Annotated in this window: 20 protein-coding genes; 11 read left to right on the top strand and 9 right to left on the bottom strand. The window is 65.8% G+C overall.

Annotated features, from left to right (window positions below; translation table 11 throughout):
* The first annotated feature begins 229 nt into the window (after positions 1-229).
* The 5 genes from sigM to A5789_RS14345 all read left to right on the top strand — a co-directional run bounded on the left by sigM (position 230) and on the right by A5789_RS14345 (position 4,751).
* Complete coding sequence (gene sigM / locus A5789_RS14365) at positions 230-793, top strand: RNA polymerase sigma factor SigM (protein ID WP_030514058.1); 564 nt, start codon at positions 230-232, stop codon at positions 791-793.
* Between the two features lie 181 nt (positions 794-974).
* Complete coding sequence (locus A5789_RS14360; RefSeq protein ID WP_155525866.1) at positions 975-1,844, top strand: hypothetical protein; 870 nt, start codon at positions 975-977, stop codon at positions 1,842-1,844.
* Between the two features lie 99 nt (positions 1,845-1,943).
* Positions 1,944-2,930, top strand: a complete 987-nt coding sequence (gene trxB / locus A5789_RS14355; protein ID WP_063017396.1) for a thioredoxin-disulfide reductase — start codon at positions 1,944-1,946, stop codon at positions 2,928-2,930.
* Positions 2,931-2,985: 55 nt separating this feature from the next.
* Positions 2,986-3,315, top strand: a complete 330-nt coding sequence (gene trxA / locus A5789_RS14350) for a thioredoxin (RefSeq protein ID WP_064906239.1) — start codon at positions 2,986-2,988, stop codon at positions 3,313-3,315.
* A 239-nt stretch (positions 3,316-3,554) separates the two neighbouring features.
* The gene (locus tag A5789_RS14345) at positions 3,555-4,751 is read left to right on the top strand and encodes an N-acetylmuramoyl-L-alanine amidase (protein WP_030514054.1); all 1,197 of its coding nucleotides are present in this window, start codon (positions 3,555-3,557) and stop codon (positions 4,749-4,751) included.
* A 61-nt stretch (positions 4,752-4,812) separates the two neighbouring features.
* On the opposite strand, the gene A5789_RS14340 is transcribed toward A5789_RS14345, so the two are convergent.
* The 9 genes from A5789_RS14340 to rpmH all read right to left on the bottom strand — a co-directional run bounded on the left by A5789_RS14340 (position 4,813) and on the right by rpmH (position 11,715).
* Complete coding sequence (locus A5789_RS14340) at positions 4,813-5,553, bottom strand: hypothetical protein (RefSeq protein WP_030514053.1); 741 nt, start codon at positions 5,551-5,553, stop codon at positions 4,813-4,815.
* A gap of 192 nt (positions 5,554-5,745) precedes the next feature.
* A complete protein-coding gene (locus A5789_RS14335; protein ID WP_063015267.1) occupies positions 5,746-6,747 on the bottom strand; it encodes a ParB/RepB/Spo0J family partition protein in 1,002 nt (333 codons plus the stop codon).
* Positions 6,748-6,751: 4 nt separating this feature from the next.
* Complete coding sequence (locus A5789_RS14330; RefSeq protein WP_104366055.1) at positions 6,752-7,753, bottom strand: ParA family protein; 1,002 nt, start codon at positions 7,751-7,753, stop codon at positions 6,752-6,754.
* 307 nt (positions 7,754-8,060) lie between these two features.
* Positions 8,061-8,807, bottom strand: a complete 747-nt coding sequence (gene rsmG, locus A5789_RS14325; protein ID WP_082940711.1) for a 16S rRNA (guanine(527)-N(7))-methyltransferase RsmG — start codon at positions 8,805-8,807, stop codon at positions 8,061-8,063.
* Between the two features lie 97 nt (positions 8,808-8,904).
* Positions 8,905-9,480 (bottom strand): R3H domain-containing nucleic acid-binding protein, encoded by a 576-nt coding sequence (locus tag A5789_RS14320; protein WP_193615583.1) that lies wholly within the window; start codon positions 9,478-9,480, stop codon positions 8,905-8,907.
* Positions 9,481-9,524: 44 nt separating this feature from the next.
* Positions 9,525-10,679, bottom strand: a complete 1,155-nt coding sequence (yidC, locus tag A5789_RS14315; RefSeq protein ID WP_063015269.1) for a membrane protein insertase YidC — start codon at positions 10,677-10,679, stop codon at positions 9,525-9,527.
* 4 nt (positions 10,680-10,683) lie between these two features.
* Positions 10,684-11,049, bottom strand: a complete 366-nt coding sequence (gene yidD, locus A5789_RS35620) for a membrane protein insertion efficiency factor YidD (protein WP_081879322.1) — start codon at positions 11,047-11,049, stop codon at positions 10,684-10,686.
* The gene (gene rnpA, locus A5789_RS14310; RefSeq protein ID WP_082940710.1) at positions 11,046-11,486 is read right to left on the bottom strand and encodes a ribonuclease P protein component; all 441 of its coding nucleotides are present in this window, start codon (positions 11,484-11,486) and stop codon (positions 11,046-11,048) included. The genes yidD and rnpA overlap by 4 nt, the downstream gene beginning before the upstream one ends.
* An 85-nt stretch (positions 11,487-11,571) precedes the next feature.
* Positions 11,572-11,715, bottom strand: a complete 144-nt coding sequence (gene rpmH, locus A5789_RS35615; protein ID WP_006550910.1) for a 50S ribosomal protein L34 — start codon at positions 11,713-11,715, stop codon at positions 11,572-11,574.
* A 571-nt stretch (positions 11,716-12,286) separates the two neighbouring features.
* On the opposite strand from rpmH, the gene dnaA reads away from it, so the two are divergent.
* From dnaA to gyrA, 6 genes are all read left to right on the top strand, one after another.
* The gene (gene dnaA / locus A5789_RS14300) at positions 12,287-14,332 is read left to right on the top strand and encodes a chromosomal replication initiator protein DnaA (RefSeq protein WP_064902017.1); all 2,046 of its coding nucleotides are present in this window, start codon (positions 12,287-12,289) and stop codon (positions 14,330-14,332) included.
* Between the two features lie 834 nt (positions 14,333-15,166).
* On the top strand, positions 15,167-16,336 hold the full coding sequence (dnaN, locus tag A5789_RS14295) for a DNA polymerase III subunit beta (protein WP_064902029.1): 1,170 nt from the start codon (positions 15,167-15,169) through the stop codon (positions 16,334-16,336).
* Between the two features lie 166 nt (positions 16,337-16,502).
* Positions 16,503-17,738 (top strand): DNA replication/repair protein RecF, encoded by a 1,236-nt coding sequence (recF, locus tag A5789_RS14290; RefSeq protein ID WP_064902018.1) that lies wholly within the window; start codon positions 16,503-16,505, stop codon positions 17,736-17,738.
* Between the two features lie 58 nt (positions 17,739-17,796).
* Entirely contained in the window at positions 17,797-18,369 is a 573-nt protein-coding gene (locus tag A5789_RS14285; protein ID WP_064902030.1) for a DUF721 family protein, read from the top strand.
* Between the two features lie 391 nt (positions 18,370-18,760).
* Positions 18,761-20,806 (top strand): DNA topoisomerase (ATP-hydrolyzing) subunit B, encoded by a 2,046-nt coding sequence (gene gyrB / locus A5789_RS14280; RefSeq protein ID WP_063015272.1) that lies wholly within the window; start codon positions 18,761-18,763, stop codon positions 20,804-20,806.
* 72 nt (positions 20,807-20,878) lie between these two features.
* Complete coding sequence (gene gyrA, locus A5789_RS14275; RefSeq protein WP_063015273.1) at positions 20,879-23,377, top strand: DNA gyrase subunit A; 2,499 nt, start codon at positions 20,879-20,881, stop codon at positions 23,375-23,377.
* Positions 23,378-23,413: the final 36 nt, after the last annotated feature.

Genomic DNA, 23,413 nt, shown 5'->3' with positions numbered 1-23,413 from the left:
ACCTCGCTCTGGTTGCTACCGATTCGTAATAAACGTTATGATTCACAGCGCGCTCTCAGCAGGGGAGCTTCCTGGGATCTGGTGTCTCGGTCCTGGATGATGCGGAATTTGCGGCCGGTCCGGTGTAGGACTTCGCGCCGCCGTGAGCGCTGTCCAAGGGGTTTGTGTGTCGTTCGAAGCGATCGCCAGTGGGGGGACACCGGAGTCGTCTGCTGTTCGTCGTCGCTCGATCGATCCGGACGAAACCACCGATTTCGAATTGCTTTCCGCCCATGTCGCCGGAGACCGCGACGCTTTCGGCATTCTGTTCCGCCGCCATTACAGCCGGCTCTGGCAATTGGCACTGCGCACCTGCCGAACTCCGGAAGATGCCGCCGATTCGCTGCAGGACGCGCTGCTGTCCGCGCATCGCAATGCCGCCACCTTCCGCGGGGATGCGGAGGTACGCAGCTGGCTGCATCGCATCGTGGTCAACGCATGCCTGGATCGTATGCGGCGCAACAAATCCCGTCCCGCGACGTCACTGTCGGACGAATCGGTGGCAGAACCCGCAATGGAACGCGACGACATCGCGCAGCGCGAGGTGAAAATGGTCGTTGCCGCGGCCCTGTTCACGCTGCCGCCCGATCAGCGAGCAGCGCTGGTTGCGATCGACATGGAAGGGTATACCGTAGCGGAAGCGGCGCAGTTGCTGGGCGTCGCCGAGGGGACGATCAAAAGTCGCTGCGCCCGTGGCCGAAAACGGCTGGAACAGGAATTGGAATTCCTGCGAAATCCGGGGAACCGGACGTAGCCGAGAAGCGTCTTTACTAACAGACGGACAAATATTCGTTGTGCCTGCCTCCGCATCGCTGCGATGACAGGCGCTACATCATGAGGCCGGACCCGGAGAGGCGATGGACGACAAGGGCGAATTCGCCGCGCGGCGACGCCGTTCCGGGGTGTGGGGCGACGAAGTGGACACAGGAGGTGTGATGGCAGCCCGTTCCGTGCCGCGCCCTCCGTTCTCCACCGATCTGCTGGCCGAGTTGCACGCCGACAACGTCCCTCCGGAGCAGGCCGAGCTGTTGTGGCCACAAGTTCGCCGGGACCCCGACGCCGTCCGTTTTCTGCACTCGCTCGACGGCGTGAGCGCCGAATTACGCGCGCTGAGCCTGGACGATCGCATCCTGCACCCGATACCGACCGAGGTCGCGGCCCGGCTGGACGCGCTGCTGGACCAGTTGTCCCGCGGCGAGCAACCGCAACCGGTCGCCACCGTCCATCAGCTCCACCGTGACGGCTCGGACGGTGAGCCACCCGCGACCCGTCCGATGCCGGCTCTCGACGCGATACCGCCGGAGCCGGTTCCCGAGGAGCCGCTGCCGCCGGACGCCGACGTCCCGGGCACGGCGTCACCGGACGAGCCGATTTCTCTGGAGGGTCACCGCACGAAGCGATTGCGCTGGTTCACCGCGGCCGCGGCGGCGGTGGCCGTCATCGCCGGAACCCTGGTCGCGGTCGACGCGGCGACCGATCGCACGGTGAGGCCGAACGCACTGCCCGCCGAACACGGCACCAGCGTCGCCCTCGACGACGAGCTGTCCTCCGCGGCCGTACTCAGTGCCATGGGCCGCAACGACGTCACCGGCCCGCTGTCGGGCCCCGGCGCGATGGCCGGGTGTGTGAAGGCCGCGGTCCCGGACCGCACGGTGCTCGGCTCGACGAATGTCACATATCGCGGTGAATCGGCCGTGTTGATTCTGCTCACCGGCCCGCGTCCACCAAAGATCACTGCACTGGTCGTGCGGACCGGTTGCAGCCCAGCGGATCCGCAGATCCTCGATATGCGTGATATCGGCTGACAGCGCGCGGCCTCGGCCACAGCCGGTCGGCGGCGGGAACATCTACGTTTACCCTGTTGTTGACCGACACGCCTGTTGAACACACTTCGGAAGGGCATCATGAGCACGCCTGTACGCGATCTGATCATTGTCGGCTCCGGCCCCGCCGGCTACACCGCCGCGGTCTACGCTGCCCGGGCCGAGCTCGAACCTTTGCTGTTCGAGGGCACCCAGTTCGGTGGTGCGCTGATGACGACGACCGAGGTGGAGAACTTCCCCGGCTTCCGCGACGGCATCATGGGCCCCGATCTCATGGAAGAGATGCGTGAGCAGGCCAAGCGCTTCGGCGCGGATATCCGTACCGAGGATGTCGAGGCGATCGATCTCTCCGGCCCGATCAAGTCGGTCACGGTCGGCGGCGAGGTCTATCAGTCCTACGCGATCATCCTGGCCATGGGCTCGGCGGCCCGCTACCTCGGCGTGCCGGGGGAGCAGGAGCTGCTGGGCCGCGGGGTCAGCGCCTGCGCGACCTGTGACGGCTTCTTCTTCAAGGGCCAGGACATCGTCGTGGTCGGCGGTGGCGATTCCGCGATGGAGGAAGCGACCTTCCTCACCAAATTCGCCTCCAGCGTGACCATCGTGCATCGCCGCGAGGAATTCCGCGCCTCCCGCATCATGCTCGAGCGCGCGAAGGCGAACGAGAAGATCCGCTTCCGGCTGAACTCCGAGGTGGTCGAGGTGCACGGCGACACCGCCGTGACCAGTCTCACCCTGCGCGACACCAAGACCGGCGAAACCTCCGAGCTGGCGGCCACCGGCCTGTTCGTGGCGATCGGCCACGACCCGCGCAGCGAATTGGTCCGCGGCCAGGTCGATCTCGATGCCGAGGGCTACGTGAAGGTACGCGAGCCCGGCACCGCGACCTCGGCGGACGGCGTCTTCGCGGCCGGCGATCTGGTCGATCACACCTACCGCCAGGCCATTACGGCCGCCGGCACCGGCTGCCGTTCGGCGATCGACGCCGAGCGCTGGCTCGCCGAGAAGGGCGACATCACCAGCAACACGCTCGATCACGCCGGCAACCCGGTGGAAGTCACCGCCGGCTAATCCACCCCCGAAGCCTTTCGAATATCGCGTCATCGCACACCGCTAGGAGTTCCGCATGTCCGAAACAGCCACCAAGACCGTCACCGACGCCACGTTCGAACAGGATGTGCTCGGTAGCGACAAGCCGGTGCTCGTCGACTTCTGGGCCTCCTGGTGCGGTCCGTGCAAGATGGTCGCCCCGGTGCTGGAGGAGATCGCCGCGGCGCACGGTGACAAGCTGACCGTCGCGAAGGTCGATGCCGACGCCAACCCCACGAGCTCCCGTGACTACGGTGTGATGGCATTGCCGACGATGATCCTGTTCACCGGTGGCAAGGAAGCCAAGCGCATCGTGGGTGCCAAGGGTAAGGCCGCCCTGCTGCGCGAACTCGAGGGCATCATCTGAGTCGTCCCGTTCGAGGCCCCGGGTTACCGCACGTCGCGAGCGTGTCCGGCCCGGGGCCCCGATGCGGTTCGAACCAGGGGGCACTCCGGGACCCGATGGCTGTGTACTATTTCGGCACCCGGAGAATTGCCGAAATACGGCTCGGGTCTGAGACAATCGACCGACGCTCCGGTCGTGCGAGGGTGTGTGCCATCGCATAAGTGGGTACCCGGGTTGGCGGAAGGAAAGGGCTCTCACGCATGCACCGACTTCGTCACGGCGATACTGGTCCAGCCGTCGCTGAGGTCCGGAGCAACCTGGCAAGTCTCGGATTCCATCCACACCCGCACGGGACCGACCGGTCCGGTGGGCAGGGGGAGTACTGGAAGGATTCCGACGCCGTCTTCGATCGTGAACTCGATTCGGCCGTACGCGCTTTCCAGCAGCAGCGAGGCCTGCTGGTCGACGGCGTCGTCGGGCCCGCGACCTATCGCGCGCTGAAGGAGGCGTCCTACCGCCTCGGCGCCCGGACCCTGATCTATCAGCTCTCGGCACCGCTGTACGGCGACGATGTCGCCACCCTGCAGCGGCGCCTGCAGGATCTGGGCTTCTACGTCCATCGCATCGACGGCTACTTCGGCCCGCATACCCACGATGCGCTCACGGCCTTCCAGCGCGAGATCGGCCTGTCCGCGGACGGCATCTGCGGTCCGGACACCCTGCGCTCGCTGGAACTGCTCGGAGCGCGGGTCACCGGCGGCAATCCGCATCGCATCGCCGAGGAAGAGGTCGTCCACCGGGCCGGCCCGCAGCTGACCGGAAAGCGCATCGTCATCGACCCCGGAATGGGCGGCGAGGACAAGGGTTTGGCCGTGCCGACGGAATTCGGCGACGTGTACGAGTCCGAGATCCTCTGGGATCTGGCGAGCCGCCTCGAGGGCCGGATGGCCGCCACCGGCATGGAGACGTTCCTGTCCCGCCCGTGGGGCGCCAACCCGACCGACGCCGAGCGCGCCGAGACCTCCAACACCTTCGACGCGGATCTGATGATCTCGCTGCGCTGTGCGGCGAATCTCAGTTCGTCCGCGGGCGGCGTAGCCAGTTTCCACTTCGGGAATTCGCACGGTTCGGTATCGATGATCGGCCAGGTGCTGGCGGGATTCATCCAGCGCGAAATCGTGGCACGAACCTCGTTGCAGGACTGCCGCACCCACGCCCGCACCTGGGACCTGCTGCGTCTGACGAAGATGCCGACCGTACAGGTCGATATCGGCTACCTGACAAATGAATACGACGCCTCGGTGCTGACCAATCCCCGGATGCGCGATGTGATCGCGGAAGCCATTCTGATCTCGGTCAAGCGGTTGTATCTGCTCGGCCAGGACGATCAGCCCACCGGCACTTATACATTCGCCGAGCTGTTGGCGGAGGAATTGGCCGCGGCCGACCGGATGTAGTTCCCGCATACCGCAAGAGGGCGCCCCCGGAATCCGATTCCGGGGGCGCCTTCTTTTTCGGTCAGTGGCAGGGAACGCTCGGTTGGGCCTGCATCGCGGCGGCGGCCAGCAGCTGGTCCAGGGCGCGCTCGACGTCTTCCTTCCACAGATGATCGCTGTCGAGTTCCAACCGCAGTCGCGGAAAACGATGGTGCTGCGCCACCACCGAGAATCCGACGTCCTCGAGGAAATCCGCGTCGATCATGCAGCTCTCGGGAGAGCAGGCCCTGTTGGCCTTCGGCCGCGGGGCCGAGGCGATGCCGTGGCCCGGCGAGTCGATGCGCTCCATGAAGAACATGGATCGCACTCCGCGCGCCGGCAGCGCGGTCGCGGCCGGATCGGTGCGAATTCCGAAGGCCTCGATCGCTCGCACACCTCGGCGCATCAGATCGCCGACTACGGCCTGAATCAGCCGATGGGCAATATCTCCATCGTTGTGCGGCGGTTCGGCCCGCAGCGTGGTCAGCAGGACCGCATCCGGGCTCACGGGGGAGGTGGGGAACAACGCCGCGCGCGGCACCACACTCGGCGGCGAATACAGCGCACATCCGGCCGGCTGGCCATCGACCAACGCGATCTGCCCGCAGGACCCCCATTCGAGCATGACCGTCGACAACCACGCCTCCTTTTCGAAGACGGGATCGCTGAATTCACGAGAGTCTGCCGCCACGGCAGGGTCGATCTCCCAGAACACGCATCGACGCGCATGTGCGGGAAGTTTGTCCAGTCCGCCGAGGGTTAGTGCGGTCACGCTGGTCGACACCGCTCTGCTCAGCCTCCAGCTTTCCGATTCATCTATGCTCACGCCGCATCAACATCTTCTCGCCAGCAAGAATATGCGATCAAAGCGAACGCCTCATTTCCCATCCCTTATCGATCGCGGCACATTCGGATCGGCGCGAAAAACAGCGGTGTCACAGTGACGTTTCTCGCCGAACCCCAGGGTTCTGTCTCGTCAGAGCTGTTGTTGCTCCATCAGCCCGACAATGCGCTCCAAATCGTCGACCGAACCGAACTCGACGACGATCTTGCCCTTCTTCTTGCCCATACTCACCGTGACCCTGGTGTCGAACGAATTGGCCAATCGCTCGGCAACCTTGTCCAACCCCGGTGCGTAGATCTGCCGCCGCTTGGGGGTCGGCTTCGCTTCTTCTTCGGGGTAGCGGTTCGCGAGAGTGACGGCCTCCTCGGTCGCACGAACCGACAACCCCTCGGCGACGATGCGTTCGGCCAACCGCTCCTGCGCCTCGGCGCCCGCTTCCAACCCGAGCAGCGCGCGAGCATGTCCGGCGGAGAGCACGCCGGCCGCGACTCGTCGCTGCACCGGAATCGGCAACTTCAGTAGGCGAATCATATTCGTGACGACCGGTCGGGATCGGCCGATTCGGTTCGCCAGTTCTTCGTGGGTGACGCCGAACTCCTCCAGCAGCTGCTGATAGGCCGCCGCCTCTTCGAGCGGATTCAGCTGCACCCGGTGGATGTTCTCCAGCAGCGCATCGCGCAACATGGCGTCGTCGGTGGTCTCCCGCACGATCGCCGGGATGGTCTCCAGACCGGCTTCCTGGCAGGCTCGCCATCGCCGTTCACCCATCACCAGCTGATAACGCGGAGTGGGGGAGGACTCCAGCACCCGCACCACGATCGGCTGCATCAGACCGAATTCCCGCACCGAATGGACGAGTTCGGCGAGCGCATCCTCTTCGAAGACCTGCCGCGGCTGCTTCGGATTGCGCTCGATCTGATCCGGCGGAATCTCCCGGTACACCGCACCGGCGCTCGACTCCTCGGCCGCATCGGGCACCCGATGCAGATAGGCCGACGCGGGATGCGGCCCGATCGGATCGAGTCCGATCACCGCATTGGCTGCCGCGCTTCCGAGTCCCTGCACATCGGCCGGACCGGTCGGAATCAACGCGGCTAGCCCGCGCCCCAAGCCACCCTTCTTCGCCTGACTCATCGGCCTACCGACCCCTTTCCTGTGCTGCACCAGCCGTACCGACCGACGCGCCTTCCTGGCCCGGCGACACTCGGCTCTGGATGACGGCCGAGCGGGCCGCGATCTCCCGCCCCGCGTCGAGATAACTCATCGCGCCGCGGGAACCAGGATCGTAATCGAGCACGGTCATGCCGTAGCCCGGCGCCTCGGAAACCTTGACGCTGCGCGGAATCACCGAGCGCAGCACCGCGTCACCGAAGTGGCCGCGGACCTCTTCGGCAACCTGGTCGGCGAGTTTGGTCCGGCCGTCGTACATGGTGAGAACGACGGTCGAGACGTGCAGCTCCGGATTCAGATGTGCCTGCACCAGACCGATATTGCGCAGCAGCTGGCCGACGCCCTCCAGCGCGTAGTACTCGCACTGGATCGGGATCATCACTTCCTTGGCCGCCACCATCGCGTTGACGGTCAGCAGGCCGAGAGAAGGCGGGCAGTCGATCATCACGTAGTCGATGTCGTAGCCCGCCAGGTTGGCTTCTTGAATGGCCGCTTTCAATCGGCCTTCACGGGCGACCATGGAAACCAATTCGATTTCGGCGCCGGCGAGGTCGATCGTCGCCGGAATGCACAGTAGGCGTTCGTTGTGCGGGCTCCGCTGGATCGCGTCCTGCACCGAGATCTCACCGATCAGCAGTTCGTAGCTCGACGGCACGCCGGAGTGGTGCTCCACGCCGAGCGCGGTGCTGGCATTGCCTTGGGGATCGAGATCGATGACGAGCACCGTCATCCCCTGCAGTGCCAGCGCGGCAGCGAGATTCACGGCCGTCGTCGTCTTACCGACGCCACCCTTCTGATTGGCGATGGTGATGATGCGTTGTTCGCGCGGCTTGGGGATGTTGAGGGAGCCGGGGTGCAGGACCTGGCTGGCGCGATGCGCTTCGGCCGCGATCGGAGTTTCAGCGGCGGAGATGTTTCCGAATGCGGTCTTGGCGAATTCATCTCCCTCGAGGCCGCCGCTGTCCAGCATTCCGGGCACCCGGGATGTTGTTTCCCGTGAAACATTCGCCGGACGGTTCGACATACAGGCTCCTAACCCCGAGAACTTCAGACACGTGCCCAGGCAGCACCGGCGCCGCATGGCTCGAACAAGCAGAACGCGGAGCTGCCGGGAACCGCGAAACCGCGCGCTCACGCTCGACGACAACTAGCTTGCCAGCACCGGCCAGAATACGGAAGTTGAACCGCGGCAATCACTATCCGACACGCACGGAATGACTCGCTGCGACCGTCCCGAGCGGCCTCGCGGGGCGTTGTTTCATGTGAAACAACGAAAGTTACTGTGCGCGCCGGGCGCGTCGACTCGCTTCCTTGTTCGCCCGCTTCTCCGCGCGGGGCACACGCTCGACACTGAGCACGACGGTCGGCGGCGACACGATGCCCACACCACATTCGAGAATCTTCGCGTGGCCCGCACCCGCGCGCGCCAGTTCAACCTGATCCCGCTCGAGTTCCTCGGCGACGCTGGATCCCTTGAGCGCCAACATATGGCCGCGCTCTCGAACCAGCGGCAGGGACCACTTGGCCAATTTCCCGAGGGGAGCGACCGCACGGGAAGTCACGTAATCCGCACCGCCCGCTTCCTTTCGAACGTCCGGCTGTTCGGCGCGACCACGCACCACGGTGATCTCGAGCCCCGCCGATTCGACGAACTCTGCCAGGAACTTGGTGCGCCGCAGCAACGGCTCGACGAGTGTGATGCGCAGATCCGGACGCGCGATGGCGAGTGGAATTCCCGGAAGTCCGGCGCCACTGCCGATGTCGACGACGGAAGCTCCGAGAGGAATCAACTCGCCCAGCACCGCACAGTTGAGGATGTGGCGGTCCCAGAGCCGCGGCACCTCCCGCGGACCGATCAGACCGCGTTCGACGCCCGCGGTCGCCAGCGCGGCGCAGTACTGCTCGGCCAGCGGAAGACGATCGCCGAATACCTCGGCCGCCACCGCGGGCGGCGTCAGATCGACGGAGTCACCGCCGGGGGAGTGCTGAGGAGTGGCACCCGCGCCTCGTTCCACGTGAAACATCCTTCCGGACCGTCGAAATCCATCACACGCAACTCATCACAAAGAGTAGGGCCCCCGGTTCGATGAACCGGGGGCCCTACCTTACCCATCCAATTTCTCAGGCCGGGATCACGACCACGTGCCGGTTGGGTTCGACACCTTCACTCTCACTAGCGGCACCGTCCACGGCCGCCACCGCATCGTGGACGATCTTGCGCTCGAACGGAGTCATCGGGGCCAGCGATTCGGGCTTGCCCGATTCCGCCACCCGCCGCGCCGCATCGGTTCCGAGCGCGCTGAGTTCCTCGCGACGCTTCGCCCGCCAGCCGGCCACATCGAGCATCAGGCGGCTGCGCACACCGGTCGCCTGTTGCACGGCCAGTCGGGTCAACTCCTGCAACGCGTCCAGAACCTCGCCGCGCCGACCGACGAGCTTCGACAGGTCCCGCCCGCCGTCGATGCTGACGACCGCCCGGTCGCCCTCGACATCCAGATCGATATCGCCGTCGAAGTCGAGAACGTCCAGCAGCTGCTCCAGATAGTCGCCCGCGATCTCGCCCTCTTCGATCAACGCCTCTTCGGCATCGGTCGTATCCGGCTCGGTCGTCGCCTCATCGCGGTCGTCTACCGCTGACGCATCATCCTGCACACCGAGGGCCACAGTGGCGTCCCCTCCATCGGTCTCAACAGTCATATGTCGTTTCCTTCAATCTGAATCTTCCGTCGTATCCGGATCCGCTAGCGACGTCGCTTCTGATTCGCCCGACCTCTGTTGCCGGACCGCTTGCGATTACCCGGCCCGGGTGACTTACCGGACGAGCCCGACTTGCCGGAGGCCGAACCTGCCTTGGCCGAAGAAGTCGGAGTGGTGGACTCCGACGTCGTGGAGGCGGAGGTGCCGTTCGTCGCGGCCGCGGGCTTGTCCCCGTCGGCGGCCGACGGCTCGGCGGCCCCGGACTTCTTCTTGGCGGTCGGCTTGGCGCCGGGCTTCGGGGCGTTCTGCGCCTTCCGCTCGATCGCCTCTTCCTTCTTCTGCTGCTCTTCCTTATCGATACGCCCGAAGACCAGATGCTGCTGCCCGTAGGTCCAGATGTTGTTGGCCACCCAGTAGAGCAGGATCGCGATGGGCAGGAAGGGGCCACCGACGACGACACCGAGCGGGAACACCCACAGCGCCAGTTTGTTCATCAGCGCGGCTTGGGGATTCGCCGCCGCCTCCGCACTCTGGCGTGCCACCGAGGCGCGGGCGTTGAAGTGGGTTGCGAGGCCGGCGATGATCATCAGCGGCACCGCGACGACGACCATATTCCACACGTGCGGAATGCCGCCGTAATCGGCGTACGCGTCCAGGGTTGCCTTGGGCGAGGTGATCGCGGCGGAGATCGGCGCACCGAAGATGCGGGCACTCAGGAACGACTGCACATCGTGCGCGCTGAACACGTAGTTCGGCGTCATCGCGTTCTGCTCGGGCGTCATGTGCAGCTGGCCGATACCACTACCGGTGCGGTTGAAGGACCGCAGCACGTGGTACAGACCGATGAACACCGGCACCTGAGCCAGCACCGGCAGACAGCCCATCAGCGGGTTGAAGCCGTGCTCCTTCTGCAGCTTCTGCATCTCGACGGCCATCTTCTGGCGGTCGTTCTTGTATTTGCGCTGCAGTTCCTTGATCTGCGGCTGCAGTTCCTGCATCTGCCGCGTGGTGCGCACCTGTTTGACGAAGGGCTTGTACAGCACCAGGCGCAGGGTGAACACCAGGAACACCACTGCCAGCGCCCAGGCGAACCCGTTGCTGGCGCCCTTGTCGAAATCTCCGAGTCCGAAGACGAACCCGAAGATCCGGTGCCAGAACCAAAGGATCCAGGACACCGGGTAATAGATGAAGTCGAGCACGGCTCTATGTACTCCCGTCGGTCGTGTCGCCGGTCACCGCGCGCGGCGACCCTTTACAAGACTTGTGTTCGGCCGCCTCGTCGTGGGCCCGACTCGTCTCGTGAGCCGCTTCGGCAGCAGCCCGTTTCCGTTCCGGAACCGGGTCCCACCCACCAGGGTGCCAGGGCGCACATTTGGCCAGACGCACGGCCGTCAATCCGAGACCTACGAACAGCCCGCGCGTACGCAGAGCCGTCACCGCGTACTCGCTACAGGTCGGGGTGAATCGGCATACCGGCATGCGGGTGGGGGAGACGTACGTCCGGTACAGCTCGATCAGAAAGATCAAGAGATTCGCCGGAAGCCGCGTCACTACGCGTAGGCGGTTCATGACGCATCACTCGAAGCCACCCGCGCGGCGGAGAGATCGAACGACATTTTCCGCAGCGCGGACCGCAACTGCTGATCCAGCTCCGCCGAGGTCGCCACCGCGGCACCCGGGAGGGCGCGGATCACGACATCGGCCTCCGCCGGTAGATCTGCGACGACCCCGGCGCAGATATGACGCAGGCGGCGGGCGACGCGGTGTCGAACCACCGCGGTGCCCACCGCCTTGCTGACGATCAATCCGAAACGAGGACCACCGAAGCGTGCGAGCGGCCTAGCCGCCGCATCGTCGGACCTCACGGCATCGTCGGATCTCGGTTCCTCCGACGCCGACGGCATCACCACATGCACGACGATGTCCCGTCTCCCGACTCGTCGGCCACGTCGCACCGTCCGGGAGAAGTCGGCACGATGATGCAGCCGGTACGGCTCAGGCAACACCCGAGTGTCCGACCACGTAACGGGTGAACGGAAGCAGCGAGACGATCGACGAGTCAGGCATGGCGGCGATGCCGATGCCGTGCGATCAGGCCGTCAGAGAGGCGCGGCCCTTGCGACGGCGCGCCGACACGATCGCGCGCCCGGCACGGGTACGCATCCGGAGTCGGAAGCCGTGGACCCGCGCACGACGACGGTTGTTCGGCTGGAACGTCCGCTTGCCCTTGGCCACGGTCAACACTCCTCGAGTTGGTGGGCGCCAGGCGGCGCCCGAAGCTGTTCGGTGAAACGTATGTGGTCGCGATGAAAACTGGTCTTCATCGGCACAACGCCCATTGCGTGGTGGTCCCGCTGGATCGACGATTCGACCGGGCAGCAGGCAGCCAACACCGCGTCAACGGGTGACTGTACGAGGGTACTGATCAGCCAGGAGAGGGTCAAACTCGGGGTCCCCCATGAGACGCCCGCCACTGCTTTCCGGGTCGACGATATCCGTTCGCTCCGCGCGACGCACCGAACGGCCGCGACGCGCCGTGCGGACGGCGCGGTCGTGAACCGCCCTTGTCACAGCCACCGCGGACCCACTACGATTCATAGCTAGAAGATAGCTGTAGAAGCGCGGGTCCAGGCGCTGACCGGGGGGTTGTCGCAGCGAGCCACGTATCATCCGAGTTCTCCACATCTGTGGATAATTGTGTGGAAAGACCCCTGGAGTGGCATATTCGTATGGCTGACGGCCAGGCTTGTCAGTGGTCGCCGACCGTTGGAGCTCCTGTCGACTTGCTCCGGGGAGGAAATAATACGTGGACGACGAGCAGAACGTGTTGACCGCGGTCTGGCCCGAAGTGGTCGCCGAGCTCACCGCCGGCTCCACCGACGGAGCCATTCCGCCGGTGACCAACGCCCAGAAGGCGTGGCTCGGCTTGGTCAAGCCGCTGACGGTCGCACAAGGCTTTGCCCTGCTCTCGGTGCCTTCTTCCCTGGCCCAGGAGGCCATCGAACGCGATCTGCGCGAACCGATTCTGCGGTCGCTGGCCCGTCGGCTGGGCCCGCAGGTCGAGGGTCTGGGCGTCCGGATCGCCGCGCCGGCCAATCCGCCGCCGGACCGCCCCGGCGCCGGCGCCCGACATGCTCGCCTGACGTCGCGTCCGGAGCGGATGCGCGACAAGCCCCGTGAACCGGTCGGCTTCCCGGCGCCACCGCAGTATCCCGACGCCGACGATTTCCCCACCCCACGCTATCTTTCCCCAGCCGACTACCAGGCCCGGACCGCCTATCCCCAGGGTGAATATCCGTCCGCGCCGATGGCCGGGGAATTGCCGGACAGCCTCGGACCGTCCTCCCCGCTGCGCCGGGACCCGGAAGCGCATCTGCACGACGAAGCGCTGGTCCGGCATCCGGAAAGTCTGCGTCGCGATCCCGACGATCTGCGCCGGGAAGCCGAAGCCTTCCGCCACGACCCGGACGTACTCCGCCGCGAAGCCGACGTCCTGCGGCGGGACCCGGACAGCCTGCCCGGCCGGGACGGCCTGCACGGTCCGGATTCGCTGCGGCGTGAGGCGGACACCCTGCGCCGCGACCACGAACTGCATCCCCAGGAGGCGTTGCGGCGGGAGACCGAACCATTGCGTCACGATCCCGAGCTGCCCCGGCCGGGCGGCCATCCCGGACAGGAGTCGCTGTTCGCGCCGGAGCCGGAGGTCGGTCAGCGGCCGGGCGCGGCCGAAGAGGCCGACGAACCGGTGGTGAGCGCGCGCAATTCCTGGCCGACGTATTTCACGAAGTCGCCGGAACCGCCGCCGCCCGCCCCCGCGAACTCCTCGGCCAGCCTGAACGCCAAATACACCTTCGAGACCTTCGTCATCGGCGCCTCGAACCGATTCGCCCACGCGGCGGCGGTCGCGATCGCCGAGGCGCCGGCCCGTGCGTACAACCCGCTGTTCGTCTGGGGGGCTTCCGGTCTGGGAAAGACGCATCTGCTGCACGCGGCCGGGCATTACGCCCAGCGGCTGTTCCCTGGGATGCGCGTCAAGTACGTCTCGACCGAGGAATTCACCAACGACTTCATCAACAGTCTGCGCGACGACCGGAAGGTGGCGTTCAAGCGGCGCTACCGCGAGACCGACATCCTGCTGGTGGACGACATCCAGTTCATCGAGGGCAAGGAAGGTATCCAGGAGGAGTTCTTCCACACCTTCAACACCCTGCACAACGCGAACAAGCAGATCGTCGTGTCCTCCGATCGGCCACCGAAGCAACTGGCGACGCTCGAGGAGCGACTGCGTACCCGGTTCGAATGGGGCCTGATCACCGACGTGCAGCCGCCGGAGCTGGAGACCCGGATCGCGATTCTGCGCAAGAAGGCGCGGATGGACCGCCTCGATGTGCCGCACGACGTGCTGGAACTGATTGCCAGCCGGGTCGAGCGCAACATCCGTGAACTCGAGGGCGCGTTGATCCGGGTAACGGCCTTCGCCTCCCTCAACGGACAGCCGCTGGATCTGTCGCTGGCCGAGGTCGTCCTGCGCGATCTGATGCCGGACACCACCACGATCGAGATCACGGCGTCGACGATCATGGCCGTGACCGCGGAATACTTCAACACCACGCTGGAGGAGCTGACCGGTCCGGGTAAGGCTCGGCCGCTGGCCCAGGCTCGCCAGATCGCGATGTACCTGTGCCGGGAACTGACCGACCTGTCGCTACCGAAGATCGGTCAGGCCTTCGGTCGCGACCACACGACGGTCATGTACGCGGAGAAGAAAGTGCGCAAGGAGATGACCGAGCGCCGCCGGGTCTACGACCAGGTCCAAGAACTCACAGCCCGAATCAAACAGCGCTCGCGCTGAATCGCTACACAAGCCGATCCACCCGGTTGACCTGGGTGGATCGGCTTTTTCGTGTTGTGGATTCCTCGAGGAGTCCTTGTGGATTCCTCGAGGAATCCCAGGTTTGTCCTCGAGGTTGCGCACAGTCGATGCGCGGGGCTGTGCACGCATTCGCTCACAGCCCTCGGTCCACAGTTCCCACAGCCGAATTCGTCCACGGGGTCCGAACTGCGAAGACGGCCGAATCGGCATGTGGATTCCTCGAGGACTCCCTGTCAGGTCCTCGAGGAATCCCCCGGTAGTGCACCGATCGGCACACACGTGTGTACAACAGGTCTCGGGCCATGGAAGAACTCGAGGATGGCTCGAGGATGGAAGTTGAACAGTTTCGCGGCCTCCACAGCGGCCCACTGTTCATCCTCGAGTCACCCGCCGGACATCCCCACGCCGCCACGCCACCTGAGCTGGGCGGACGGGCCGCGTCCACAGAATCCACAGTGCCTACTACTACTTCAGTTCTTCTTCTTTAGATTTCTTCTTGAAAACAGGGTGTGTGGAAACTCGGCTCGGAGGCGGACGGATCGATTCGTGGCACTCCACAACCGAACGAAGCAGGGAGCGGAACGCGTCCGGCCCATCCCGGCGGACGACGCACCGGGCGAGGGGGTGACGTAGTCATCGCCCGCATGCGCGGGTACGGTTTGATGTCGGTCGCCTGTGCCACACTGCGGTGCGTACGGGCGAGTCGTTTCGACCGCATTGCCGCGCGAACCACGCTGTTGTATGAACCACGCTGATCACCACGGCGTCGAACAGATCACGACCGATCGAGACTGGGAGAGGACATACCGAGCGATGGAGCTTGCAAGTATGAAGTTTCGGGTCGCTCGCGAGGATTTCGCGGAATCCGTCGCCTGGGTGGCCCGTAGCCTGCCGTCTCGCCCGCCCGTGCCCGTCCTGGGCGGTGTGCTGCTGGTGGCCGACGAGGACGGTCTCACGGTCTCCGGATTCGACTACGAGGTCTCCGCGCAGATGCGCGTCGCCGCCGAGGTGGCCGGCCCGGGACAGGTGCTGGTCTCCGGTCGCCTGCTGGCCGACATCACCAAGGCGCTGTCCAACAAGCCGGTCGACGTCTCGGTCGACGGCACCCGGGTGCTGATCGCGTGTGGCAGCGCCAAGTTCTCGCTACCGACCATGCCGGTCGAGGACTATCCCCAGTTGCCCGAACTGCCGCCGCAGACCGGCGAACTGGGTGTGGATCTGTTCTCCGAGGCCGTGGGCCAGGTGGCCGTCGCCGCCGGCCGCGACGACACGCTGCCGATGCTGACCGGCATCCGCGTCGAAATCGAGGGCTCCCAGGTGGTTCTGGCAGCCACCGACCGCTTCCGCCTGGCGGTGCGGCATCTGGAGTGGCAGCCCGGTCGCCCGGATGTGGAGACTGCGGTCCTGGTCCCGGCTCGCACGCTGTCGGAATCGGCGAAGACGCTCGGAGCCTCCGACGCGCCCGTCCAGCTGGCCTTCGGCACCGGGACCGACGGACTGCTGGGGATCGTCAACGGCGGCCGCCGGACCACCACGCGACTGCTCGACGCGGAATTCCCCAAGTTCCGCCAATTGCTCCCCAAGGAGCACACCTCGATCGCGACCCTGCAGGTGAGCGCACTGATCGAGGCCATCAAACGTGTGGCCCTGGTCGCCGAGCGCGGCGCCCAGGTGCGGCTCGAATTCTCCGACCAGGGCCTGCAGCTGTCCGCCGGAGGTGACGACGCCGGTCGCGCCGAGGAGTGGCTGGATGCCGAGTTCCGCGGTGAGCCGTTGACCATCGCGTTCAACCCCAGTTACCTCAACGACGGCCTGTCGGCGCTGCATTCGGACCGGGTGACCTTCGGTTTCACCACACCCAGCCGCCCCGCGGTGATGTGCCCGACCACCGACGACGAGCCGGAGCTTTCGGAGTCCGGTGCGTTCGCGGCGCTGTCGAGCAACTACATCTACCTGCTGATGCCGGTTCGTTTGCCCGGCTGATCGATTCGGCTCCGATCCTCCCCGCCTCGCCGGCCACGATACGACCGGCGAGGCGGCACTCGTTCAACCCGACCTGTGGAGATGTTGATAAACCTGTGAAAAACCCCGGGCGCGTGTGCATTTCGACCCGTCCGTCACAAAGTGCCTGGTGACGGCGGGTTCATCTATGCACATTCGAACGCTCACGCTGCGCGATTTCCGCTCCTGGGAGCATGCCGACCTCGAATTACCCACAGGCAGAACCGTTTTCCTGGGGGCCAACGGCAACGGTAAGACCAATCTCGTCGAGGCCGTAGGTTATCTGTCCACACTCGGTTCCCACCGGGTTGCCGGCGATGCCCCGCTGATCAGGTTGGGGCAGCAGCGATCTCGGATCGGCGCCACCGTCGTCAACGGTGGCCGCGAACTGCGCATCGATGTGGAGTTGAACCAGGGCGCCGCCAATCGCGCTCAGATCAATCGGTCACCGGTCCGCCGCACGCGCGAGATCCTCGGGATCCTCCAGACCGTGCTGTTCGCGCCGGAGGATCTGGCGCTGGTCCGCGGCGACCCGTCCGAACGACGCCGTTTCCTGGACGAACTGGCCACTGCCCGGCTGCCGCGGCTGGCGGCGGTGCGCTCGGATTACGACCGTGTGCTGCGGCAACGCTCCGCGCTGCTGAAAACAGCGGGGCGACAGGCGCGTTCGCGCTCGGGCGCGCCGGCCGAACTGAGCACCCTCGACGTCTGGGACGGGCATCTGGCCGCGCACGGCGCCGAACTGCTGGCGCAGCGGCTGCGGCTGGTGCACGAACTGCACCCCTATCTCGAGCAGGCCTACCGGTCCATCGCCCCGGAATCGCGGACCGCGGCCATCCGCTACCGCAGTTCCGCGCTGCCCGAGGAGTTCCTCGATCCACACCGTTCTCCACAGTCCGACGATGTCGAGGCGCTGGAGGCGAATATGTTGAGCGAGTTGGCATCCGCGCGCGGCAAGGAACTCGAGCGCGGGGTCTGCCTGGTCGGCCCGCATCGCGACGATCTGGATCTGATGCTCGGTTCGGCACCCGCGAAAGGCTTTGCCAGCCACGGGGAATCGTGGTCGTTCGCGCTGGCCCTCCGGCTGGGCGCCTTCGAACTGCTTCGCAGCGCGGGTACCGATCCGGTCCTGCTGCTCGACGATGTCTTCGCGGAATTGGACCGGCGTCGTCGCACCGCGTTGGCCGCGGTGGCCGCCGGGGCCGAACAGGTGCTGATCACGGCCGCGGTGCCCGAGGACGTGCCGCCGGAACTCGAGGCGAATCCGGTCCGGGTCGAGACCGACGGCGTCGCGGACGGGCGGACCTCGCGCATCGTCGAGCCGCCGACCCTCGCGGACGAGACCCTCGCGGACGAGAGCGCCGAAGGCCGGCACATCGGCTGAAGCTGTCGGACCCAGCGGCTAGCCTTGCCGCAACGTAGTGACCGGAAAGGAGTCGAAGGTGGCCGCAGACCCCGGGCGCGAAGACGGCTCCCCGCCGTCCACCGGCCCCGAACCGGAACTGCGTGGTGTCGACCTGGCTCGTCGTGCCCTGGAGGAGGCGCGCGCCGCGGCTCGCGCCAGCGGTAAGGCGGTCGGCCAGGGGCGCGCCTCACCGCGTAAGGGCGGGGTTCGAGCACTCCGCCGGCGTTCCGGCTGGTCCGGTGCGCGGCCCGACGACCGGGATCCGCAGCTGCTGTCCGCACTGGCCGGATCGCTCGCCAGGAGTCGCGGGTGGTCCGGAAAGGTCGCCGAGGGAATGGTTTTCGGCCGGTGGTCGGCCGTGGTCGGCGACGACATCGCGGCACACGCCGACCCGGTATCGCTCACCGACGGCGTGCTGAGTATCCAGGCCGAATCCACCGCCTGGGCCACTCAGTTGCGAATGCTGCAGTCGCAGCTACTGGCGAAGATCAATGCCGCGGTCGGTCAGGGCGTGGTCACCTCGCTGAAGATCAGCGGTCCCGCCGCGCCGAGTTGGCGCAAGGGTGAGCGTCATATCAAGGGGCGGGGTCCGCGCGACACCTACGGCTGATCCGCGGGCGCCGAGTTTCACGTGGAACCGGTGCGCAGTCCGGCGGCCGGCCGAACCACATCGGCGTAACTTCGCGCCGCGGGATCCGAGTGCCCGTCGCTTTCGCTGAGGCTCACGGGAGCGGGTTCGCCCATAACCGGACCCGGCGGCGACCGATTTCACGCACTCACGACGCTCTCAGGGGTGTCATAGGTGCATCCTGTGCCGGGGGTACCAGTAGGATGGAAGAGTAACTAGCGGCGATACCTTCGGCGCGTTCCGTGCAGCACGCGCGAGGACCCGTAATTCTCGAGCAGTTCGAAATCTCGAGCAGAGGCCATACGGGGCTCGGGCTGTGTGTGTTGTCCGACGTCGCATCGAGGGATCAGCAAGTAAGGAGAGCTACCGAGCAGTGGCTGCCAACGACTCCAACGCAAGCGGCTCGTCCAAGGCGAAAGCGGGCAACAAGGACTACGGTGCCTCCAACATCACCGTTCTCGAGGGACTCGAGGCGGTCCGCAAACGCCCCGGTATGTACATCGGTTCCACCGGTGAGCGCGGTCTGCACCACCTGATCTGGGAGGTTGTGGACAACTCCGTCGACGAGGCGATGGCCGGCTACGCCAGCCGAGTCGACGTGACCCTGCTGGCCGACGGCGGCGTCGAGGTCGTCGACGACGGCCGCGGTATCCCGGTGGCGATGCACGCGACGGGCGTGCCCACCATCGAGGTCGTCATGACCCAGCTGCACGCCGGCGGCAAGTTCGACTCGGACGCCTACGCCGTATCCGGTGGTCTGCACGGTGTCGGTATCTCGGTGGTGAACGCGCTGTCCAGCCGGATGGTGACCGAGATCGACCGCGACGGCTTCCACTGGAGCCAGGAGTACAAGGACGCCAAGCCCGGCAAGCTGGTCAAGGGTGAGCCCACCGACCGGACCGGCACCACGCAGCGCTTCTGGGCGGATCCGGACGTCTTCGAGACCACGACCTACAACTTCGAGACGATCTCGCGCCGGCTGCAGGAGATGGCCTTCCTGAACAAGGGCCTGACCATCACCCTCACCGACGAGCGGGTGAGCGATGCCGAGGTCACCGACGAGGTGGTCAGTGAGACCGCCGAGGCCCCCAAGCACGACGAAGGCGCGGCCGCGCCCGAGCACAAGGTCAAGACCCGGACCTACCACTACCCGGGCGGCCTCGAGGACTTCGTCAAGCACATCAACCGCACCAAGCAGCCGATCCACAACACGGTCGTCTCATTCACCAGCAAGGGCACCGGCCACGAACTCGAGGTCGCGATGCAGTGGAATTCGGGTTACTCCGAATCCGTCCACACCTTCGCCAACACCATCAACACCCACGAGGGTGGCACGCACGAAGAGGGCTTCCGCGCGGCGCTGACCACAGTGGTCAACAAGTACGCCAAGGACAAGAAGCTCCTCAAGGAGAAGGACGGCAACCTCACCGGCGACGACATCCGCGAGGGTCTGGCCGCCATCGTGAGCGTCAAGGTCAGCGAGCCGCAGTTCGAGGGACAGACCAAGACGAAGCTCGGCAACACCGAGGTGAAGTCGTTCGTCCAGCGCACCTGCAACGAACATCTGGCGCACTGGTTCGAGGCCAATCCGGCCGATGCCAAGACGATCGTGCAGAAGGCGGTGTCCTCGGCGCAGGCTCGCGTCGCCGCCCGCAAGGCTCGTGAGCTGGTCCGGCGCAAGAGCGCGACCGATCTGGGCGGATTGCCGGGCAAGCTGGCCGACTGCCGGTCCAAGGATCCGAGCAAGTCCGAGATCTACATCGTCGAGGGTGACTCCGCCGGTGGCTCGGCGAAATCCGGCCGCGACTCGATGTACCAGGCGATCCTGCCGCTGCGCGGAAAGATCATCAACGTCGAGAAGGCGCGCATCGACAAGGTCCTCAAGAACAACGAGGTCCAGTCGATCATCACCGCCTTCGGCACCGGTATCCACGACGAGTTCGACATCTCGAAGCTGCGGTATCACAAGATCGTGCTGATGGCCGACGCCGACGTCGACGGCCAGCACATCTCGACGCTGCTGCTCACCCTGCTGTTCCGCTTCATGCGCCCGCTGGTCGAGCACGGTCACGTGTATCTCGCCCAGCCGCCGCTGTACAAGCTGAAGTGGCAGCGCTCCGAGCCGGAATTCGCCTACTCGGACCGCGAGCGCGACGGTCTGCTGGAGGCCGGTCTAGCCGCCGGCAAGAAGATCAACAAGGACGACGGTGTCCAGCGCTACAAGGGTCTCGGCGAGATGAACGCCAAGGAACTGTGGGAGACCACCATGGATCCCTCGGTGCGGGTGCTTCGTCAGGTGACGTTGGACGACGCGGCCGCGGCCGACGAGTTGTTCTCCGTGCTGATGGGTGAGGACGTCGAGGCGCGTCGCAGCTTCATCACCCGCAATGCCAAGGACGTTCGCTTCCTCGACGTGTAGCCGGCGCTGCGCAGCACACTGCGCGCCCGTCCACATGCCGAGCCCTATGCACAGGCCCTCTAAGGAGACTTCATGACCGAGACCACGCTGCCGCCCAACGGTGGTGCGGGCGACCGGATCGAGCCGGTCGACATTCAGAACGAAATGCAGAGCAGCTACATCGATTACGCGATGAGCGTGATCGTGGGCCGCGCGCTGCCGGATGTGCGCGACGGCCTCAAGCCGGTGCACCGGCGCGTGCTCTACGCGATGTACGACAACGGCTACCGGCCCGACCGCGGCTACGTGAAATCCGCGCGCCCGGTCGCCGAGACCATGGGTAACTACCACCCGCACGGCGACGCCTCGATCTACGACACCCTCGTGCGCATGGCGCAGCCGTGGTCGCTGCGGTATCCGCTGGTCGACGGCCAGGGCAACTTCGGTTCCCGCGGTAACGACGGTGCCGCCGCCATGCGGTACACCGAGTGCCGGCTCACCCCGCTGGCGATGGAACTGCTCCGCGAGATCGATCACGAGACGGTCGATTTCACGCCGAACTACGACGGCCGCTCCCAGGAGCCCGTGGTTCTCCCCAGCCGGGTGCCGAACCTGTTGATGAACGGGTCCAACGGCATCGCCGTCGGTATGGCGACCAATATCCCGCCGCACAACCTGAACGAGCTGGCGGATGCCATCTACTGGGCGCTGGACAACTACGACGCCGACGAGGAGACCACCCTCGCGGCGTGCATGGAGCGCGTCAAGGGACCGGACTTCCCGACCTACGGCCTGATCGTCGGAAGCCAGGGCATCCACGACGCCTACACCACCGGTCGCGGCTCCATCCGGATGCGCGGTGTGGTCGAGATCGAAGAGGACAATCGGGGTCGCACCACGATCGTCATCACCGAGCTCCCGTACCAGGTCAACACCGACAACTTCATCAACTCGATCGCCGAGCAGGTCAAGGACGGCAAGATCGCGGGTATCTCCGATATCCACGACGAGTCCTCCGACCGCGCGGGCATGCGGATCGTGGTCACGGTCAAGCGCGATGCCGTGGCGAAGGTGGTGCTGAACAACCTCTACAAGCACACCCAGCTGCAGACCAGCTTCGGCGCCAACATGCTGTCGATCGTCGACGGCGTACCGCGCACGCTGCGGCTGGACCAGATGATCCGGCTCTACGTCGATCACCAGTTGGACGTCATCGTCCGGCGCACCCGCTACCTGCTGCGCAAGGCCGAGGAGCGGGCGCACATCCTGCGCGGCCTGGTCAAGGCGCTGGACATGCTCGACGAGGTCATCGCCCTCATCCGGCGTTCGGCCAACACCGACACCGCGCGCACCGGCCTGATGGAACTGCTCGAGATCGACGAGATCCAGGCGACCGCCATCCTCGACATGCAGCTGCGGCGCCTGTCGGCCCTGGAGCGGCAGAAGATCGTCGACGAATTGGCCCGCATCGAGGCCGAGATCGCCGATTTGAAGGACATTCTGGAGAAGCCGGAACGTCAGCGTGCCATCGTGCGCGACGAACTGGCCGAAATCGTCGAGAAGTACGGCGACGACCGCCGCACCAAGATCGTCGCGGCCGACGGTGACGTCGCCGACGAGGATCTGATCGCTCGCGAGGACGTCGTGGTCACCATCACCGCGACCGGCTACGCCAAGCGCACCAAGACCGACCTGTACCGCAGCCAGAAGCGCGGCGGCAAGGGCGTGCAGGGCGCCGGCCTCAAGCAGGACGATCTGGTCAAGCACTTCTTCGTGACCTCGACCCACGACTGGCTGCTGTTCTTCACCAACCTCGGCCGGGTCTACCGGGCCAAGGCCTACGAGCTGCCCGAGGCCAACCGCACCGCGCGCGGCCAGCACGTGGCCAACCTGCTGGCGTTCCAGCCGGAGGAGAAGATCGCCCAGGTCATCCGGATCAAGACCTACGAGGACGCCCCCTACCTGGTGCTGGCCACCCGCAACGGCCTGGTGAAGAAGTCGAAACTGACCGACTTCGACTCCAACCGCACCGGTGGCATCGTCGCGGTGAACCTGCGCGACGGTGACGAATTGGTCGGCGCCGCACTGTGTTCGGCCGACGACGATCTGCTGCTGGTGTCCGCGCACGGACAGTCGATCCGGTTCACCGCCAACGACGAGGTGCTGCGTCCCATGGGCCGCGCCACCTCGGGCGTGCAGGGTATGCGCTTCAACGCCGACGATGAGCTGTTGTCGCTCAACGTGGTTCGAGACGGCACCTATCTGCTGGTCGCGACCGCGGGCGGATACTCCAAGCGCACCGCGATCGAGGAGTACACCGCGCAGGGCCGCGGCGGTAAAGGTGTGTTGACGATTCAGTACGACCCGAAGCGTGGCAGTCTGGTAGGAGCGCTCATCGTCGACAACGATGACGAGCTCTATGCCATCACGTCCGGCGGCGGTGTCATCCGGACGGCGGCGAATCAGGTACGCAAGGCGGGCCGGCAGACCAAGGGCGTGCGTTTGATGAACCTCGGCGAGGGCGATACCTTGCTCGCGATCGCGCGTAACGCCGATGAGCCCGACCAGGTTTCCGGGGAAGAAGAGGCCTGAGGCTCGGATTAGCGTTAGGTTCTGGAAGCGGTAATT

The sequence above is a fragment of the Nocardia sp. 852002-51101_SCH5132738 genome, assembly GCF_001665695.1.
Taxonomy (GTDB): Bacteria; Actinomycetota; Actinomycetes; order Mycobacteriales; family Mycobacteriaceae; genus Nocardia; species Nocardia nova.
The sequence above is the reverse complement of the archived record's forward strand: the minus strand, read 5'-3'. Positions and strand labels throughout refer to the sequence as shown.

Coding starts and splice junctions, on each gene's coding strand:
- yidD (WP_081879322.1), bottom strand. CDS start 11,049: ATGAACCGCCTACGCGTAGTGACGCGGCTTCCGGCGAATCTCTTGATC.
- trxA (WP_064906239.1), top strand. CDS start 2,986: ATGTCCGAAACAGCCACCAAGACCGTCACCGACGCCACGTTCGAACAG.
- recF (WP_064902018.1), top strand. CDS start 16,503: ATGCACATTCGAACGCTCACGCTGCGCGATTTCCGCTCCTGGGAGCAT.
- A5789_RS14345 (WP_030514054.1), top strand. CDS start 3,555: ATGCACCGACTTCGTCACGGCGATACTGGTCCAGCCGTCGCTGAGGTC.
- rsmG (WP_082940711.1), bottom strand. CDS start 8,807: ATGTTTCACGTGGAACGAGGCGCGGGTGCCACTCCTCAGCACTCCCCC.
- gyrA (WP_063015273.1), top strand. CDS start 20,879: ATGACCGAGACCACGCTGCCGCCCAACGGTGGTGCGGGCGACCGGATC.
- dnaN (WP_064902029.1), top strand. CDS start 15,167: ATGGAGCTTGCAAGTATGAAGTTTCGGGTCGCTCGCGAGGATTTCGCG.
- A5789_RS14360 (WP_155525866.1), top strand. CDS start 975: ATGGCAGCCCGTTCCGTGCCGCGCCCTCCGTTCTCCACCGATCTGCTG.
- A5789_RS14335 (WP_063015267.1), bottom strand. CDS start 6,747: ATGAGTCAGGCGAAGAAGGGTGGCTTGGGGCGCGGGCTAGCCGCGTTG.
- trxB (WP_063017396.1), top strand. CDS start 1,944: ATGAGCACGCCTGTACGCGATCTGATCATTGTCGGCTCCGGCCCCGCC.
- A5789_RS14320 (WP_193615583.1), bottom strand. CDS start 9,480: ATGACTGTTGAGACCGATGGAGGGGACGCCACTGTGGCCCTCGGTGTG.
- A5789_RS14330 (WP_104366055.1), bottom strand. CDS start 7,753: ATGCTGGACAGCGGCGGCCTCGAGGGAGATGAATTCGCCAAGACCGCA.